This window comes from Elusimicrobiota bacterium, from assembly GCA_016788905.1.
Classification (GTDB): Bacteria; Elusimicrobiota; Elusimicrobia; order FEN-1173; family FEN-1173; genus JADKHR01.
Genome location: JAEURZ010000010.1, coordinates 54,098 through 70,104, shown reverse-complemented (window position 1 = coordinate 70,104; position 16,007 = coordinate 54,098). Strand labels below are relative to the sequence as shown.

Genomic DNA, 16,007 nt, shown 5'->3' with positions numbered 1-16,007 from the left:
ATCTAAATATGAAGAAGGGTGTAATGTTTTTACTCGGGTTTTTCCTGTTCGGTGTATTTGCGTTGCCGGGAAAGGTTTGCCCGAACGCTCACGATCGGGTGGTGCGCGATCCCGTCGAGACGGCGGGTGTACCCGATTGTCACCGCGCCATGCCGGGGAACACCGCGGACGAGGGGACGCCTTGCGAAACGATGGTCTGTTGTCTTGTCCCTGACTTTACCCGGGGGGCCCTGTCCGCGGTTCTCGTGCCCGGACCAGAACTTTCGGGTGTTGTGAGTTTGCCGGTTCGCTCTTCTCTTGACGTTTCCCCACCTCTTTCCAATCGCACTGTTTTTGAAGCTCAGGCCCCGCCGGGGCCTCCGGGTCGTTTCTCTCTCAACGCTTCTCCTCGCGGTCCTCCCCTCGCTTAGGCGGGCGGGAACTCTTTTACCATTCCCTTCCCGTCTCATTCCGACCCGCCTCGCGCAAGCGAGGGCGGAACTTGTTTGTTTATGAGAGGGGATATCCATGAAATATTCTGTTCGAATCACACTTTTTGCCCTGTTCAGTTTTTCGGTCGTCGGTCCTTCATCGGTTAGGGGAACCGAGGGGGAGGTTGGGCTTTCTTCCTCCCCCTTGAGTTTGGAGCATGTTCTGGTCGTGGTTCAAAGGGACAATCCGGAGATTAAGGCCGCGCGCGAACGCTGGCGGGCTTTTGCCGCCCGGGTTTCCCAGGCGGCCACGCCGACGAAGCCCCGGGTGGATTTTGAACGGATGGACGCGCCGCGGGGCGACCATGTGTGGACCGACGCGGGCGAAAGAAATCTGGTGATTTCCCAGGAACTCCCCTTCCCCACGACACTCTACTTCATGGGCCAGCGGGCTCGCCAGGAGGCCAAGGCGGCGGAGTCGGCCTTTCATTCGAAGGAACACGATGTCCTTTCCCGGGCCAAGCAAGCCTACGCTCGGCTGTTTCTCTCTCACCACGCCATCGAGATCTTTAAAGAATACGTGAATTTAATGGGACAGTTTTCAAAGGTGGCCGAAGCCAAATACGCGGCGGGGAAAGCGTCTCAGATTGACGCGCTTAAAGCCCAGGTCGAACTATCCAAAATGTTGAATGAACTGGTCACACTTCAACAGGAAAAAGAAATCAACGAAGCCCTATTGAATACATTACTGAACCGCCCCCCCGGATCCCTTTTGGGAAGACCCATTGATCCGGATCCGAGGCCCCTCGCGGTTTCCCTGTCCGAACTGGAGGCTGAGGCGGTAATAGCCCGGCCGGACTTACGGGAGGCGGCTTTTATCGTCGACAAAAGCCGTACCCAAGTGACTTTGAGTCGATCGGATTACCTGCCTGACCTGATGCTCCAATACCGGCAACGAAATAGAGTGAACGGAACCGACAGTCACGACGCCATGGTGGGGGTCACGGTTCCCCTATGGTTTTGGAAGCAAGGGGCCCTGGTGCGGGAGGCTCGCGCCGAACGAGACATGGCACAGGCTGAATATCAGACTCTCAAAAACCAGACACTGTTTGATGTGAAATCTTTTTTGGTGAAAGCTCAGACCGCTCAACGACTGGTGGATTTGTACCAAACGAGTGTGCTGCCCCAGGCCGAGCATGCCTTAAAGATCACGGAAGCCTCTTACCGCGCCGATCGAATGGGTTTCTTGGAACTGTTGGACGCGGTTCGGTCGCTTCTTCAATTTCGTTTAGAACATTACGAGCATTTAGCCCAATTCGAACAGTTTAAGGCCGAACTGGAGCGTGTGGTCGGCGTTCGTGTGGTGACGAAGGAGGCAAGATGATGAAAAAGCACATTTTGATTTCGCTTTCGGGAATCCTTTTGTTGGGGGGGGCGGTATTTTTTACGGCCTGTGGGCGAGGTACCGAAAAAGGAACAAACACGGCGGGATCTTCCCACGCCGCGAAATACCATTGCCCGATGCATCCCACCTATGTTTCGGAACGGGCCGGGGACTGTCCGATTTGCGGGATGCGTTTGGTCCCCATCGAATCGGAGGAAAATCACGCGGCTTCGATTCCTGGGAACCCGACCGGTGTTCAAGAGAAAAGACTTCTTTATTACAGGAACCCCATGGATCCCCGTATCACCTCACCCGTTCCCATGCAGGACGGCATGGGGATGGATTACGTCCCTGTTTATGAAGAGGATGCGGCGGAAATGCGGGAATCGACTGTCCCTGGCCTCGCCCCCATTCGGTTTCCAGCGGAACGGGAACAGTTGATTGGGGTGAAAACGTCCGCAGTGGTGCGCCGGAAAATATCAAAAGTGATTCGGGCCAGTGGTCGAATTGCTTACGATCCGGACCTCTACAGCGCGGTGGTGGAATACCGGGAAGCCTTGAAATCCAAGGTGAACGTTCAAAAAAGTCCCTGGGCGGAGGTGCGGGAAAGGACAGATGGATTGATTTCCGCTTCTGTCTTGAGACTGCGTCAAATGGGTTTGTCGGATTCACAGATCGATCGTCTGGGCCGGGCCAAGCGGGACCCAACGAACTTGCTGCTCGCCACGGAGGGGGGCTCTGTTTGGGTTTACGCGGACGTATTTGAATATGAATCGGGTTTGGTGAAAAGCGGCCAGGAAATGGAAATCACGAGCGTGGCTTTCCCGGGGCGAACGTTTCACGGAAAGATCGTGGCGGTGGACACAATTCTAAACCGTGAAACGCGAACCTTGCGGGCTCGGGGCGAAGTCCCCTCGGCCGGGTTATTGAAACCGGAAATGTATGTGGACGTCAAGATTCCGATACCCTTAGGCCAACGTTTGACGGTCCCGGAAGAAGCGGTGATGCGCACGGGAACCCGCAGTATTGTTTTTGTGCAAACCGGGCCCGGCCGATTTGAACCGCGGGAAGTCGTGGTAGGCCAAGAGGGGAAAGATGCCGTGGAAATTCTATCGGGGATAGAGGAAGGGGAAGCGGTGGTGACCTCGGCCAATTTCCTCATCGATTCGGAATCAAAAATAAAATCCGCCTTGTCTTTGTCCAGCGGTCCTTCCCATTGAGGCCCTCCCATGATTGAAAAAATCATTGAATTTTCGGCACGAAATAAATATTTGGTTTTAATCTTCACCTTGGTGGGGGTTCTTGGGGCCACGTATGCCATGAAGAATGTTCCCCTGGATGCCATCCCAGACCTGTCGGACACCCAAGTCATTGTTTATTCTCGGTGGGACAGAAGTCCTGATATCCTGGAAGACCAGGTGACTTACCCCATTGTGACCGCGCTCTTGGGAGCGCCGAAAGTCAAGTCGGTACGGGGGTTCTCCGATTTCGGCTATTCTTATGTTTACGTCATCTTTGAAGATGGGACGGATGTTTATTGGGCACGAAGTCGGGTTTTGGAATATCTCTCCAAAATCACGTCAGGTCTCCCCGAGGGAGTCAAAACCGAGTTAGGGCCGGACGCCACGGGCGTGGGGTGGGTGTTTCAATACGCGTTGGTGGACAAGACCGGTCAAAACGATCTGGCCGAACTTCGAAGTTTCCAGGATTGGTATTTGCGCTATTGGCTGCAAGCGGTCCCTGGTGTGGCGGAAGTGGCTTCGATCGGCGGGTTTCAGAAACAGTATCAAGTGAACGTGGATCCGAACGCGCTTCAGGCCTACAACGTTCCGCTCATGAAAGTGGTGGATGCCGTTCGTTCGGGGAACAACGACGTGGGGGGGCGCGTGGTGGAGTTTTCTGGTACCGAGTATATGGTGCGCGGACGGGGATACGCCAAAAACAAGGAAGATCTTGAACAAATTGTGGTGGGTCGTGACCGGAATGGCACACCCGTTTTGATCAAACAGATTGCCCGGGTTGAAGTCGGGCCGGAAATGCGACGCGGGGTATCGGACCTGGATGGGGAAGGGGACACGGTGGGCGGGATCGTGGTCATGCGTTATGGGGAGAACGCTCTGAACGTTATTAAACGCGTGAAAGCCAAATTAGAAGAAGTGAACCCTTCTTTGCCGAAGGGTGTTGAGGTGGTGATCACTTACGATCGATCGGATCTCATCCTCCGGGCGATTCAAACGTTGAAAGAAGAATTAACCCTTGAAATGATCATCGTGAGTTTGGTGATCCTTCTCTTTCTGTGGCATATTCCTTCGGCAATTATTCCCATCCTGACCATCCCCATCTCTGTTGTCTTGGCTTTTATCCCCATGTATTTCATGGGACTGACCACGAACATCATGTCCTTGGCGGGGATCGCTATTTCGATTGGGGTATTGGTGGACGGGGCCATTGTGGAGGTGGAAAACGCCTACAAACGTTTGGAAGAATGGATTTCCGGGGGAAGGATTGGCGACTATCATGAGGTGCGCTTAAACGCTCTTAAAGAGGTGGGGCCTTCTGTTTTCTTTTCCCTGTTGGTGATTGCCATTGCCTTCTTGCCGGTCTTCACCTTGGTGGATCAGGAGGGAAGACTTTTTAAACCGTTGGCGTATACCAAGAACCTGGCCATGGGAATTGCCGCTGTATTGGCCATCACTTTGGACCCGGCCCTCCGGATGATGTTCACGCGAATGGATTATTCCCATTTCAAACCCCGGTGGATATCGAACGTATGGAACGCCATCACTGTGGGACGGTATTATCGGGAAGAAAAGCACCCCATCAGCCGGGTCCTCTTTAAAATCTACGAACCTGTGTGTCGGTGGGTTCTTCGGCATCGGGCCGTGACGATCGGGGGGGCGGCCCTTTTGATGTTGAGCACGGTTCCGGTCTATTTGAAATTAGGGTCGGAGTTTATGCCGCCTCTCTTTGAAGAAACGCTCCTTTATATGCCCACCACCCTGCCTGGGATCTCTGTGACGGAAGCGCAAAAACTTTTGCAGGCTCAGGACAAAATCCTTAAAAGTTTTCCTGAAGTGGAACGTGTTTTTGGCAAGGCGGGTCGAGCGGAAACCTCCACGGACCCCGCGCCCTTCTCCATGATGGAAACAACGGTCATGCTGAAACCAATGAATCAATGGCGCGCCAAAGAGCGCTGGTATTCCGATTTCCCTGAATTTCTGAAGACGCCCTTTCGGCACGTTTGGCCCGACCGACTGAGCAAAGAAGAATTGATCGATGATATGGACCGTGCCATGCGGTTTCCGGGAGTGACCAACGCGTGGACCATGCCGATTAAGGGACGAATCGACATGTTAACCACCGGGGTCCGGACACCTATCGGCATTAAAATCTTTGGCGGGGATGTCAAAGAGATAGAGAAAATTGGTGTTCACATTGAGGGGATTCTTAAGGATCTTCCGGGGACGCGAAGCATTTTCGCGGAAAGGACCGCGGGTGGATATTTTCTGGATTTTAAGCTGAAACGGGAACAGTTGGCCCGTTACGGGATTTCCATTGACGAGGCCAATCAGGTGATCTTGACGGCCATTGGTGGGGAGAACGTGACCACCACGGTGGAAGGGCGGGAGCGGTATTCCGTTAACGTGCGTTACGCCCGGGAACTCCGAGATCGTTTGAGCGATCTGAAACGTGTTTTGGTTCCCCTGATGGACGGGGCCCAGGTCCCCTTGGCCCAGTTGGCGGATATCGAATTGGTTTCGGGACCGGGGATGATCCGTGATGAAAATGGAATGCTTTCCGGTTATGTCTATGTGGACTTGGCGGGCCGGGATGTGGGGGGGTATGTGGAGGAAGCCAAAAAAGTGGTGCGCGAAAAGTTGAACCTTCCCACGGGGTATTCCTTGGTTTGGAGCGGGCAGTATGAAAACATGTTGCGGGTGCGGGAACGGTTGAAAGTGGTCATCCCCGTCACGGTGTTCTTGATTTTCCTTTTGCTGTTCATCAACACCCAATCCACGGTGAAAGCCGGTCTGGTGATGTTGGCGGTCCCCTTTTCCCTGGTGGGCGCCGTCTGGTATCTCTGGATTTTGGGATACAACGTGTCCATCGCCGTTTGGGTCGGTATGATCGCGTTGATGGGTTTGGACGCGGAAATGGGGGTCTTCATGCTCCTCTTTCTGGACCTGTCCTACGCGGACGCGGTGAAAAAGGGGGCCATGAAAACCTATAAAGATTTGGAAGAGGCGATCCTTCATGGGGCGGTGAAACGGATCCGGCCCAAAGCCATGACCGTGATGGCTTCCATGATGGGATTGGTCCCCATCATGTGGTCGGCGGGGACAGGGGCGGATATGATGAAACGTGTGGCCGCGCCTATGATTGGTGGACTCGTGACCAGTTTCATCCTGGAACTTTTGGTTTATCCCCCGCTCTATTCCATTTGGAAGTGGCGCTATGAAATGAAACACGGCACGGTGGATGTGTCGAAATTGGCCCGCTCAGAAACACGGGGGCACGGGGCATGATTTTAAAAAACAAGAGGAGGATTGAACCTATGTGGACAAAAAAAGTAAGTATAGTTCTGACCGTGGGAATGATGGTGGGTACGTTGTGGGCGGGATCATCCCAAACCCACCCCGCCCATGGGAATGACCCCGTTTTGCCGGGTGTCCCAACCCTCTCCCCGGGTTATTACACGGCTAAAATCGGGGCGATCACGTGCGGCGGATGTGGCCCGACGATCGAAAAGACAATGCGCCAGGTTCCGGGGATCGGAGCGGCCCAGGTGGACCCGAAGGAGGGAACGGTTCGCTTTGCGGTATTGGTGAACAAAGAAGTTCAGGTGGCCCAACTGCAAGAGGCGTTAAAGGTTTCTGCCGATCAGATGGGGATGGGGGCCGATTACAAATTGACCGACATAAAAAAAATTAAAAAAGGGTCCAAATAAGGAACGCGATGTTTCCCGTCGCGGTATTTTGGATTGGACCTTGTTGGGCGATAAGGGGGAAAGCGTCATGATCGATCCCGTTTGTGGAATGACGGTTCTTGAACCGCCCACGATTGCGACGGAGTGGAACGGAAAACAATTCGGTTTTTGCAATCCGAAATGCCGGGAGAAATTCCTCTCCGATCCCGAGCCCTACAGCGGAGGGAAGGGGAATAAGGCGATCGTTCCGGAGGATCATCGGGACGGGGAATACACCTGTCCCATGGACCCCGAGGTTGTCCAGGTGGGGCCTGGGATCTGTCCCAAATGTGGGATGGCCCTGGAACCCAAAACCATTTCCGTCGCGGAAAAACCAAACCGGGAATTGGAGGACATGACGCGCCGGTTTTGGTGGAGCGCAGGGCTTTCCTTGCCGCTCTTTCTCCTGGAAATGTCGGGTGCAGTGGTCGGGCGGCACGGTGGGTTGACGGGGTGGGCTCAATTCCTTTTGGCCACCCCGGTTGTCCTTTGGGGGGGCGGTCCGTTTTTTGTCCGGGGATGGGCGTCCCTCGTTCGACGGAGCCCCAACATGTTTACGCTCATTGGCTTGGGAACGGGGGTGGCTTACCTCTACAGTATGGTGGCGACATTATTCCCGAATGTGTTCCCAGCGGTGTTTCGGGACGAGGCCGGGCGTGTGGGACTCTACTTCGAAGCCGCCGCGGTGATCGTGACCTTGGTGCTTCTGGGACAGGTCATGGAATTGAGGGCTCGAGATCGAACGTCCGATGCCATTAAGAAATTAATGAATCTGTCTCCCCGAACAGCCCGACGAATTGGGTCAGACGGGCGGGAAGAAGATGTGTCCCTGGCGTCGGTGCAGAAAGGGGACCGGCTTCGGGTGAGGCCGGGGGAGAGTGTTCCGGTGGATGGGGTCGTGGAAGAGGGACGAAGTTCTGTGGATGAGTCCATGATTTCAGGGGAGCCTATTCCCATCGAGAAGGGACCGGGGGATCCGGTTACGGGGGGCACCGTGAACGGAACGGGTGGGCTGGTGGTACGCGCCGAAAAAGTGGGTGCGGAGACGTTACTGTCCCGCATTGTCAAGAGGGTGTCCGACGCCCAACGGACGCGCGCTCCCATTCAAGGGCTGGCGGATAAAGTGTCCGCTGTCTTTGTGCCCAGCGTGGTCGGGGTGGCTTTGATTTCCTTTGTAGTTTGGTCACTTTTCGGACCTGAACCTCGGCTGGCTTACGCGTTGATCTCGGCGGTGGCGGTATTAATTATTGCTTGCCCCTGTGCCTTGGGATTGGCCACGCCCATGTCCATCATGGTGGGTGTCGGCCGGGGCGCCCTGGATGGGGTTTTGATTCGGAGCGCGGAAGCCCTTGAACTGTTGGAGAAAGTGAATGTGGTGGTGGTGGACAAAACAGGAACGTTAACGGAAGGGAAACCCCGCGTGGTCTCCCTCCTCCCGATGGAGGGACGGAATGAGGACTCACTCCTTTCCTTGGCGGCGGGGCTGGAGGTGGGGAGTGAACATCCCTTGGCGGCGGCGATTCTGAAAGCGTCTAAGGGAAAGGGATTGTCCCCTGTGGGGGTGAAAGATTTTTCTTCCCTCACGGGGAAAGGGGTGCGGGGAAAAGTGGATGGTATTGAGGTATCCCTGGGAAACGAGGCCTTGATGGACAGTCAGGGTGTTTCCCTTGAGAGGTGGAGGGATCAGGTTCAACCTCTCCGTGGAAAGGGTCAAACCGTCATGTTCCTCTCGGAAAGAAAGGCGTTGGTGGGAATGATCGGGGTGGCCGACCCGATCAAAGCATCAACGGCCGAAGCCCTGGTCCTTCTTCGTGGGATGAGGGTGAGGGTCATTCTAGCCACGGGCGATAACGAGATCACGGCCCAAGCCGTGGCAAAGGAATTGGGGATCGACGACGTCCGAGCGGGTGTTTTGCCCGAGGAGAAAGCGGAAATTATTAAAGAATTGAAAGGCGAAGGGGCGATCGTGGCCATGGCGGGAGACGGTGTGAATGACGCCCCCGCCTTGGCTTTGGCCCACGTGGGAGTGGCCATGGGGACCGGAACGGACGTGGCCATGGAATCGGCCGGGGTGACGTTGGTGAAAGGCGATTTACGCGGATTGGCGAAGGCGCGCTCTCTTTCTCAGTCGGTGATGCGGAACATACGGCAGAATCTATTCTTCGCATTTTTTTACAATGTTTTGGGAGTGCCCCTTGCGGCGGGGATTCTCTATCCATTCTTTGGTTGGATGTTGTCCCCCATGATCGCGGCCGCGGCCATGAGTTTTAGCTCCGTCTCCGTCATCACCAATGCCCTGAGGTTGAGGAAAATTAAACTTTAAATTTTTGAACAGGATCCCCATCAGAGGGGAATCCATCTGTACACACTATAAGCAACATCCCCTAAACTACGTCCCCTAAACCTAAACCCTAAAATATTTCCTAAAAAAACCTTGCAAAACAGTGATTCAGGGGTTAGGCTTGCTACAGTTGCGGAATTTCACACACTTTGCCGGTGGAGGGCGTAATTGAATTCTTATCGACAGCTTGGACGCTCGATCAACTTTGGTTTGGCCATAGTGGTGCATGAAGGTGGGTGTGACCTTTCCCATGAATAAATCCTTTTTTCAGAATGGGATCCTCTGTCTATCCCTTTTCCTTGGCCTGGTGGGCAAAGGCTTAGCGGTGGATCGGTATGTTTTGGATGTTCCACGGTTTGTTATGGTGGGGGACTCGGAAATCTTTGTCACCGTGACCCCGTTGTCAGAAGGGGAAGTGGATCTTTCCCCTCACGCCATTTCTTTCCTGGGGTTGCCCAGCGGGGTTCGAATTGAGTCCCTGTCAGGGGCCTCTTCCCCCCTCTTTGCCACTGGGGCTACGCGATTCCGAGTTTCCCTGGATTCCACTCTCTCCCCAACACGTATTGTTTGTCGTGTTCAGAAGGTTGGGGACCCTGACGTTCGGGGGACTGGGTTTTTTATTATTGAAAACAGGGTGGACCACTTCCAGATGACTCCCGCGGGAATGACCGCCCCCCAGGTGGGGGTCCCCTTCCCTTTTCAGATTGTGGCCATGGATTCGGCGGGGGCCATCGTTCGGTCTTACAAAAGCCCGGTGGAATTGGTGGCGCTTTTTGGATCCGTCCAGGAGCCTTTCCTGTCGGGAGACCTATTTAACGATGGGGTGGCCTTGGCCGAGGTCCTCTTTAGCGAGGCGGATCCTCCCGGTCGATTAAATCAATTGAAAGTGTCGGCCGCACGGCTTTACCCAGGCCAGCGGGAAAAGGCGACGGGGATTGTTGAATTGACCGTTGGAGCGAAGGCACAATGATTTTCCAAAGGTTCCGGAAAGGCTTTTCCCTCGCCGTAGGAATTGTTGGAATAGCGGCATCTGTTTTAGCCTATGATTCCTACCTAATTAATATCCCCACCAATGTTATGAAAGGGGATCCCGATGTGACGTTCACGGTGACCCCCTATTCCGGAGCCGCCCCCGATTTTACTCCTCACAATGTGTATATCACGCTTCCCACGGGTCTTTCAGAAAGTCCCTTGGCGGATCCTCCGGGGGGGGTGGATTGGTCCTCCGTAGCCACCTGGGGGCTTTTCGCGGGCAACGCCGTGAGCCCAGGAAATACCCCCATCATTGTCACGGAATCTTTTGCGGCCTCGCCCGTGACATCCCAAAAGAATTTTAATCTCCAAAACACTGTCAAAAGTTTTGAAATCGTACCTCCCTCTGGTTTTACGGGGACAGCGGGGGTTCAGTTCCAAATGACGGTCCGGGCCAAGGACGGATTAAACGGGGGGGGAGCCGTGGTTACCGGGTTCAACGACAATATTATCGTTTCGGCTTCCACTGGGGATGTGGTGGTGAACGGCGCAAGCAACATCGTGAGTGGTGGTGATTTCGTGAACGGGGAAGCGGTGGTGAACGTGATGTTGCGTGGAACCGATCCCAATACGCGGACCAACCGGATTTTTGTGACCGCCACAATAAATTACTTCAGTTTGGGGTTGGCGTCTGGTTTTGTTGATGTCAACATCAATCCCGGGGCCTATGACCATGTGACCATGCTCTTCCCGGGAGAAACCTTGACACCGGGGAAAATATTGATTCCCAGCGGGAAAAGTGGATCTGCCAACGCGGCCACCGCAAACTTGGCGGTTCCCAACGTGACGGTTTTTTTAGTTGACCAATTCAACAACCCCATTATCACCCCTCCCTCCGCCGTGACCCTGGCTTTCGAGTCGTTGAGTTATCCAAACGCACCCCGTCCGCCCAACGATTCCGTGCCAGGCCTCAAAATTATTAACACGGGAAACAATGTGGTGGCAAATGGAGAATTTGTTTTTTACATTGCCAATCAAACGCATCAGGTTCGTGTCTATGATTTTGCGGATCCAGGGAAAAATAGTGTGACCAGTGTGTTGGTGAATAGCGGTGCCGCGAATTTGATTGAAGTGTCGGCCGTGCCTAGCCCTCAGGTTCCCGGACAATCGTTCTTGGTGTCTGCCCGGGTGGTGGATGGGACCCCGGCGGCGAACACGGTGACGTCCTACAACGGTGCCGTCTCCATTGCGTTAACCAACTGTTCTGGCACCAATCTGTTGCCCGGGACTCTTGATGGGGATCCTGTGACGGTGGGAGCCCAATCCACGGTGGCGTTCGCTTCCGGGCTCTTCAACGGGGCCGTGGTGGCCTTTCCCCGAGCTAATCCCGTGTGTATTAAATTTGATGATGGGGTCGGTCGGTTTGGCGAGTCCGCTCCCTTCCAAATTATTTATGGAAGTGTGATTAGTTTGCATGTGGTGTTGCCGGGACAAGCGTTCACCCCGGGTCAGTACCCCGGTAACGCTCCCGCGGTACCCACCACCCAGCCGGCGGGGACTTCTATTGCAGCCCAGGTTTTTGTGGTGGATCAAGGGTGGAACGTCATCGACAACGTGACGGGAGGATGGACCGTTGGCCCCGTGGTCCTCAGTTTGGAAAGTGATGCGGGGGTGCCGGGTTACGTGGATCTGAACGGTGGCACACCCAATATGCCGGCCTCGGGGGCCTTTGCCAATGTGACCAACGTCCTTCTTCGTACGGCGTATCCCGCGGGGAATGGTCGCTTGGTGGCCCGCATGTCGGGTCTCACAGGCCGGAGCAACCTTCTGACGGTGAACCCCGGGGCCTACACTCAAGTCGTTTTCGTTTCCCCCGGGGAGACCTTGGCTTCAGGCATTCAAACCGGGATAGAACCGGATGGAAAAACGGGCTTGCCCACCACTCAGGTGGTCAACGTCAATTTCCCTGTTGGGGTTTACCTCACGGACTCCTATTTCAATCCCATTATTAACCCCCCCCTGGCTGGGAGTCTTTGGCCTTCCTTAACCTTTTCTTTGACCTCCCCCTCTGGCGGAGTGGTCACTTTTCCCTTCGCGAACCCGTTTCCCATGACCAGCGGGACTTTTTCCAACCAATTAGGGTTGGGGACGCTGGGGGCGAATATCCTGCGGGTGGTGGACACGAGCCCCGCCCCGAAAAGTGTGAACCAAACCATTGAAGTCACCCCGGGAAATGTGACGCGATTTTTGGTTACACCCAATTCGGGTTCTATCGTCGCCGATAGCATCCCGATTCAAACGGCTGGGGTTCCTTTTAATTTAACATTTAAGGCGTTTGACAGCCTGGGCAACGTGGCCACTAACTTTAGTGGAGCCGTTCAATTAGAGCTTTGGGAAAATGGGTCCCCCCTCTCCTATGGGGGAACGATTTCTCCCTCCAGTGTGAATTTTGTGGCTCACCCCGTAACGGGGGGGGTGGTTCCGGACCAACCCATTACCATCACTTACGCGGGGCAGTCTCTGGGCAATGGGGCCGATAACCTTCAAGTGCGGGCCTTTGTTACTTCACCGACCATGCGTGAGGGATTTAGCGCTTTTTTTAGTGTGAAAGAATTATCGACCTGGTCGGATGTGGTCGTCACCCTGTCGGGGGAAGTTCGTCAACCCGGTTTGGGGGCTCCCTACAAAACGGGATCGGCCGCCACGATCCTTGCGGGGAATTCCTTTGCGGTGACCGTGACGGCGGTGGACAGTTATGGGAACAAAGTGGATCGGGCCGCGGTGGCGGACCTGTCCGTTCCAACCGCAAACGTTTTTTCTAATTTGGGTTCGCCAGCCCAGGTGACCCTGGCTCAGGGGCAAGGGGTAGGGTTCGTCCAGGTGTATACAGCTGGGTCTTCCGTTCTCGTGGCCTCCGTGACGGCCAACGGGTTCAACGATTCTTCCAACGCCACCATTTCCGTGGGGTCTTACGCGGCGAGCACGGGGCGATTGGTGTTATTGGCTCCCGGGGAAACCCTTCTCCCAGGCTCTCCTTCAGCGCCGGGAAAAAACACTGGGGCGATCTCGTCCGTGCAAGCCAATACATCGATGTCCTACGCTGTTTTTGCGTGTGATCGGTATTACAATCGGGATACGACCTATTCCGGAAACAACATCTCGTTGACGTCCAACGATGGGGCCATTGCTCTCTCCAATATTGCCGTGAACAGTGGATCCACCACCGTCTCCAACGTGTTTTTGAAGGGAAACCTACCCAACCCATCGACCGTTCGCGTTACAGGCACCGACCAATCCGATATTTCGAAGACGTCCTATTCCGATGTCCCGGTAACGCCGGGTGCAACGTATGTGGTGACCGTTCCTTCCACGGCAACGGTGGGGGCGCTCTTTTCAATGACGGTGGATCTGATTGATCCCAACACCGGCTTACCCATGGTGGGGGCGAACAATTCCGTCTTTATGCAGGCGTTCTTGTCGTCGGGGACAGCCGCCACGGTTCCCATCGGTGTCGCGGCGGCCACCTTGAGTAATGGGTCTGTTACGTTTCAACAAAGTTACAGCCACGTGGAAACCATTAAAATCCGTGTGACCGACAGTTTTAACCGGTTATCTAATTCGGGCAATATCACGGTGGTTCCTAACGGATTAAAATACGTGATCACTCTGCCCGCGACAAAAACAACGGACGATACGTTTCCTGTTGCGGTGGGGCTCTATGACACAGTTCAAGACGCCTACCCCATTCGGAGTTCGAGTTATCAGCACACTTTCAATTTGTGGGTTGAGTCGGGGGGCCTTCCTGCGGTCGGGAGTTCGCCCGTTTCTGCGGCCACGTTTTCCCTGGGGGAAGCGTCGTTTAACTTCAGCTACACCAAAGCGGAACATATCGTTGTGCGTGCGTCGGGAACGGTGGCTGGATTTTCTTCGATTTCGGGTCTCAAAGACATGGATATTTTGCCCGGGGCATACGTGAAGGTTCAGATTTTAGCCCCAGGGGAGGTCTCTGTTCCCGGCAGACCTTCCTTAACAGGTAAAGATTCTTCCGGTCTGCTCCCTCAGGCGGCCAACGAATCCTTTGCCTTGACCGTGAATGCGGTGGACCGGTATTGGAATGTGGTGTCCGCTGTGAACACACCGAACACTCCCGCCGTTCGGTTGTCCGCTTCGGATGGGTCCCTCACCACGGTGTCTCTTCAAGGGTTTGCCAACGGACAGGCTTTGTTTTCGGGTTTAACCTTGGCGACTCCTCCCCAAGTGACCGTGACGGCCACGGACACTTCCAGTTCTAGCCTATTCCCTCAGTCCGTCGTGATCCCTGTAACGGGGCGGGCCTATGTCCCTACGGTGACGTCCAATTTTGGGGCCGATTTTTACAGTGGTCCTCCCAGGGATTTTGATGTGGACCTTACTTTGAGGCGGTACGTTAACTCCACAACGGGGACGGTGGTTTCAGGATACACTGGGAAGGTTTACGTGGTGGCTCTCACGCCTTCTTTTCAACCGTTGCCCATCAGCAATGTGGTGATTGTGAGCCCGACCATTCCTGATCCCAACGAACCGAACATGGTGCGGATGGATCCTGGCGGTGTCCTGAACTTAACTTTAGGTTATCGGGTCGCCGAGGATGTTATCTTTCGGTTTTATGATGAGGACGGATGGCAGGGATTCAGTTCTTCCATTCACTTTATTCCTCGAAATGTGGAATATGTGGCGACGACCCCGGTGGAGAGTCGGGTGGGGCCGCCGGACACTTTTTCCATGACCATCACGCCGCAGGATGTGGATACCTTGACCACTGCTAAAAATTGGAACCAAGCCGTGACGATTGCTGCCGTAAGTCCCGCGGCGATTCCTGTGACGGGAACTCTTCAGGTGACGGCTCAAACGGTGAGCGGGGGCGCGGTCACTTTTCAACAGGCGTTTTCTCAGTCGGGGGTGTTCTTTTTCAGTGTGACGGACGGTGTTCGAACGTCTTCCAGTTCCGCCATGAACTTTTTGTCGGGTCCGTTGGCGGCCATGACCACCGACCTTCCTGCTACTCTTGAGGCGGGGAGTAGCCAGACGGTGATGGTGACCCTTCTTGATGCTTTTTCGAACCCGATTCCCAATCAGACCGTGGGGTTTGCTCTCTCCAACGCGTCGTTGGGGACCCTCTCCACCGCTTCCGGAGTGTCCAACGTATTTGGTCAAGCTCCAACCGTTTTTGCCACAAGCGGACAGAAGTCCGGGTTGGGGACCTTTCTGGCCACGTCGGGGTCAAAGTCTCTATCCCAATCGTTTCGCTTGCTGGGACCGCCCACAACCAGTCTTCGTGTCGGTGGGCTTGGGGTGGAAGAGGGGAAAGGGTATGCCCTTAAACCGGGGGACCCGATTTACATGGATATCGCGGTGGAGCCGGGGACCACGTTGACGAGTGTGAGCTATTCCGTTAATGGGGGCGAACTCGTCACCAGTTTTGGACCCTTTACGACCCTGCCCTCTGGTTTAGTGACGTTTGGGCCCTTGGCCGGAATCACTACTGAGGGGTTGTACACCATCGAATATTTTGGGGAAACCCAGTCGGGATTGGCCCATCAAGAAACGGTGAAAACCAGTAAGACCTTTTTTGTCTCCGCCGTGACGACCCTGGAAGAGGGATTGGTGAACTACCCCAATCCCTTCCGCGCGGGGAGGGATCTGACCTTCTTGGAATACAATCTCACATCGGACGCGGGGGTTCGCCTGGTCATCTACGACATGATGGGGCATCGGGTGCGGGAGAAAAGTTACTCTCAGGGAGAAGTGGGCGGCTCTTCTGGTCTGAACCGGGTTTCTTGGGATGGGAAGAACGCGGATGGGGTGGTGGTGGGGAACGGTGGGTATGTGGCGATTTTGGAAGCGACGAATGGACAGACGTTAAAACGGAAAATTGCGGTGAGCAAATGAGAAGCC

At 54.8% G+C, this 16,007-nt stretch carries 8 protein-coding genes; all 8 read left to right on the top strand.

The genetic code is table 11. From position 1 onward, the window contains the following. Window positions 1-8 precede the first annotated feature (8 nt). The 8 genes from JNK54_05885 (at window position 9) to JNK54_05850 (ending at window position 16,001) form a co-directional block, all read left to right on the top strand. Window positions 9-410 (top strand): hypothetical protein, encoded by a 402-nt coding sequence (locus JNK54_05885; GenBank protein ID MBL8023797.1) that lies wholly within the window; start codon window positions 9-11, stop codon window positions 408-410. 97 nt (window positions 411-507) lie between these two features. Continuing rightward, complete coding sequence (locus tag JNK54_05880) at window positions 508-1,794, top strand: TolC family protein (protein ID MBL8023796.1); 1,287 nt, start codon at window positions 508-510, stop codon at window positions 1,792-1,794. Next, entirely contained in the window at window positions 1,794-3,014 is a 1,221-nt protein-coding gene (locus tag JNK54_05875; GenBank protein MBL8023795.1) for an efflux RND transporter periplasmic adaptor subunit, read from the top strand. Before JNK54_05880 ends, JNK54_05875 begins: the two co-directional genes overlap by 1 nt. 9 nt (window positions 3,015-3,023) lie before the next feature. Next, a complete protein-coding gene (locus JNK54_05870; GenBank protein MBL8023794.1) occupies window positions 3,024-6,320 on the top strand; it encodes an efflux RND transporter permease subunit in 3,297 nt (1,098 codons plus the stop codon). A gap of 29 nt (window positions 6,321-6,349) precedes the next feature. Further along, window positions 6,350-6,742, top strand: a complete 393-nt coding sequence (locus JNK54_05865) for a heavy-metal-associated domain-containing protein (GenBank protein ID MBL8023793.1) — start codon at window positions 6,350-6,352, stop codon at window positions 6,740-6,742. Between the two features lie 67 nt (window positions 6,743-6,809). Beyond that, entirely contained in the window at window positions 6,810-9,083 is a 2,274-nt protein-coding gene (locus tag JNK54_05860; GenBank protein MBL8023792.1) for a heavy metal translocating P-type ATPase, read from the top strand. Between the two features lie 268 nt (window positions 9,084-9,351). After that, window positions 9,352-10,071, top strand: a complete 720-nt coding sequence (locus tag JNK54_05855) for a hypothetical protein (GenBank protein MBL8023791.1) — start codon at window positions 9,352-9,354, stop codon at window positions 10,069-10,071. Continuing rightward, complete coding sequence (locus JNK54_05850; protein ID MBL8023790.1) at window positions 10,068-16,001, top strand: Ig-like domain-containing protein; 5,934 nt, start codon at window positions 10,068-10,070, stop codon at window positions 15,999-16,001. Before JNK54_05855 ends, JNK54_05850 begins: the two co-directional genes overlap by 4 nt. Window positions 16,002-16,007 lie beyond the last annotated feature (6 nt).

Bases quoted from the DNA above. Each gene is read 5' to 3' on its own strand.
- JNK54_05885 (MBL8023797.1), top strand. From the start codon at position 9: ATGAAGAAGGGTGTAATGTTTTTACTCGGGTTTTTCCTGTTCGGTGTA.
- JNK54_05880 (MBL8023796.1), top strand. From the start codon at position 508: ATGAAATATTCTGTTCGAATCACACTTTTTGCCCTGTTCAGTTTTTCG.
- JNK54_05875 (MBL8023795.1), top strand. From the start codon at position 1,794: ATGAAAAAGCACATTTTGATTTCGCTTTCGGGAATCCTTTTGTTGGGG.
- JNK54_05870 (MBL8023794.1), top strand. From the start codon at position 3,024: ATGATTGAAAAAATCATTGAATTTTCGGCACGAAATAAATATTTGGTT.
- JNK54_05865 (MBL8023793.1), top strand. From the start codon at position 6,350: ATGTGGACAAAAAAAGTAAGTATAGTTCTGACCGTGGGAATGATGGTG.
- JNK54_05860 (MBL8023792.1), top strand. From the start codon at position 6,810: ATGATCGATCCCGTTTGTGGAATGACGGTTCTTGAACCGCCCACGATT.
- JNK54_05855 (MBL8023791.1), top strand. From the start codon at position 9,352: ATGAATAAATCCTTTTTTCAGAATGGGATCCTCTGTCTATCCCTTTTC.
- JNK54_05850 (MBL8023790.1), top strand. From the start codon at position 10,068: ATGATTTTCCAAAGGTTCCGGAAAGGCTTTTCCCTCGCCGTAGGAATT.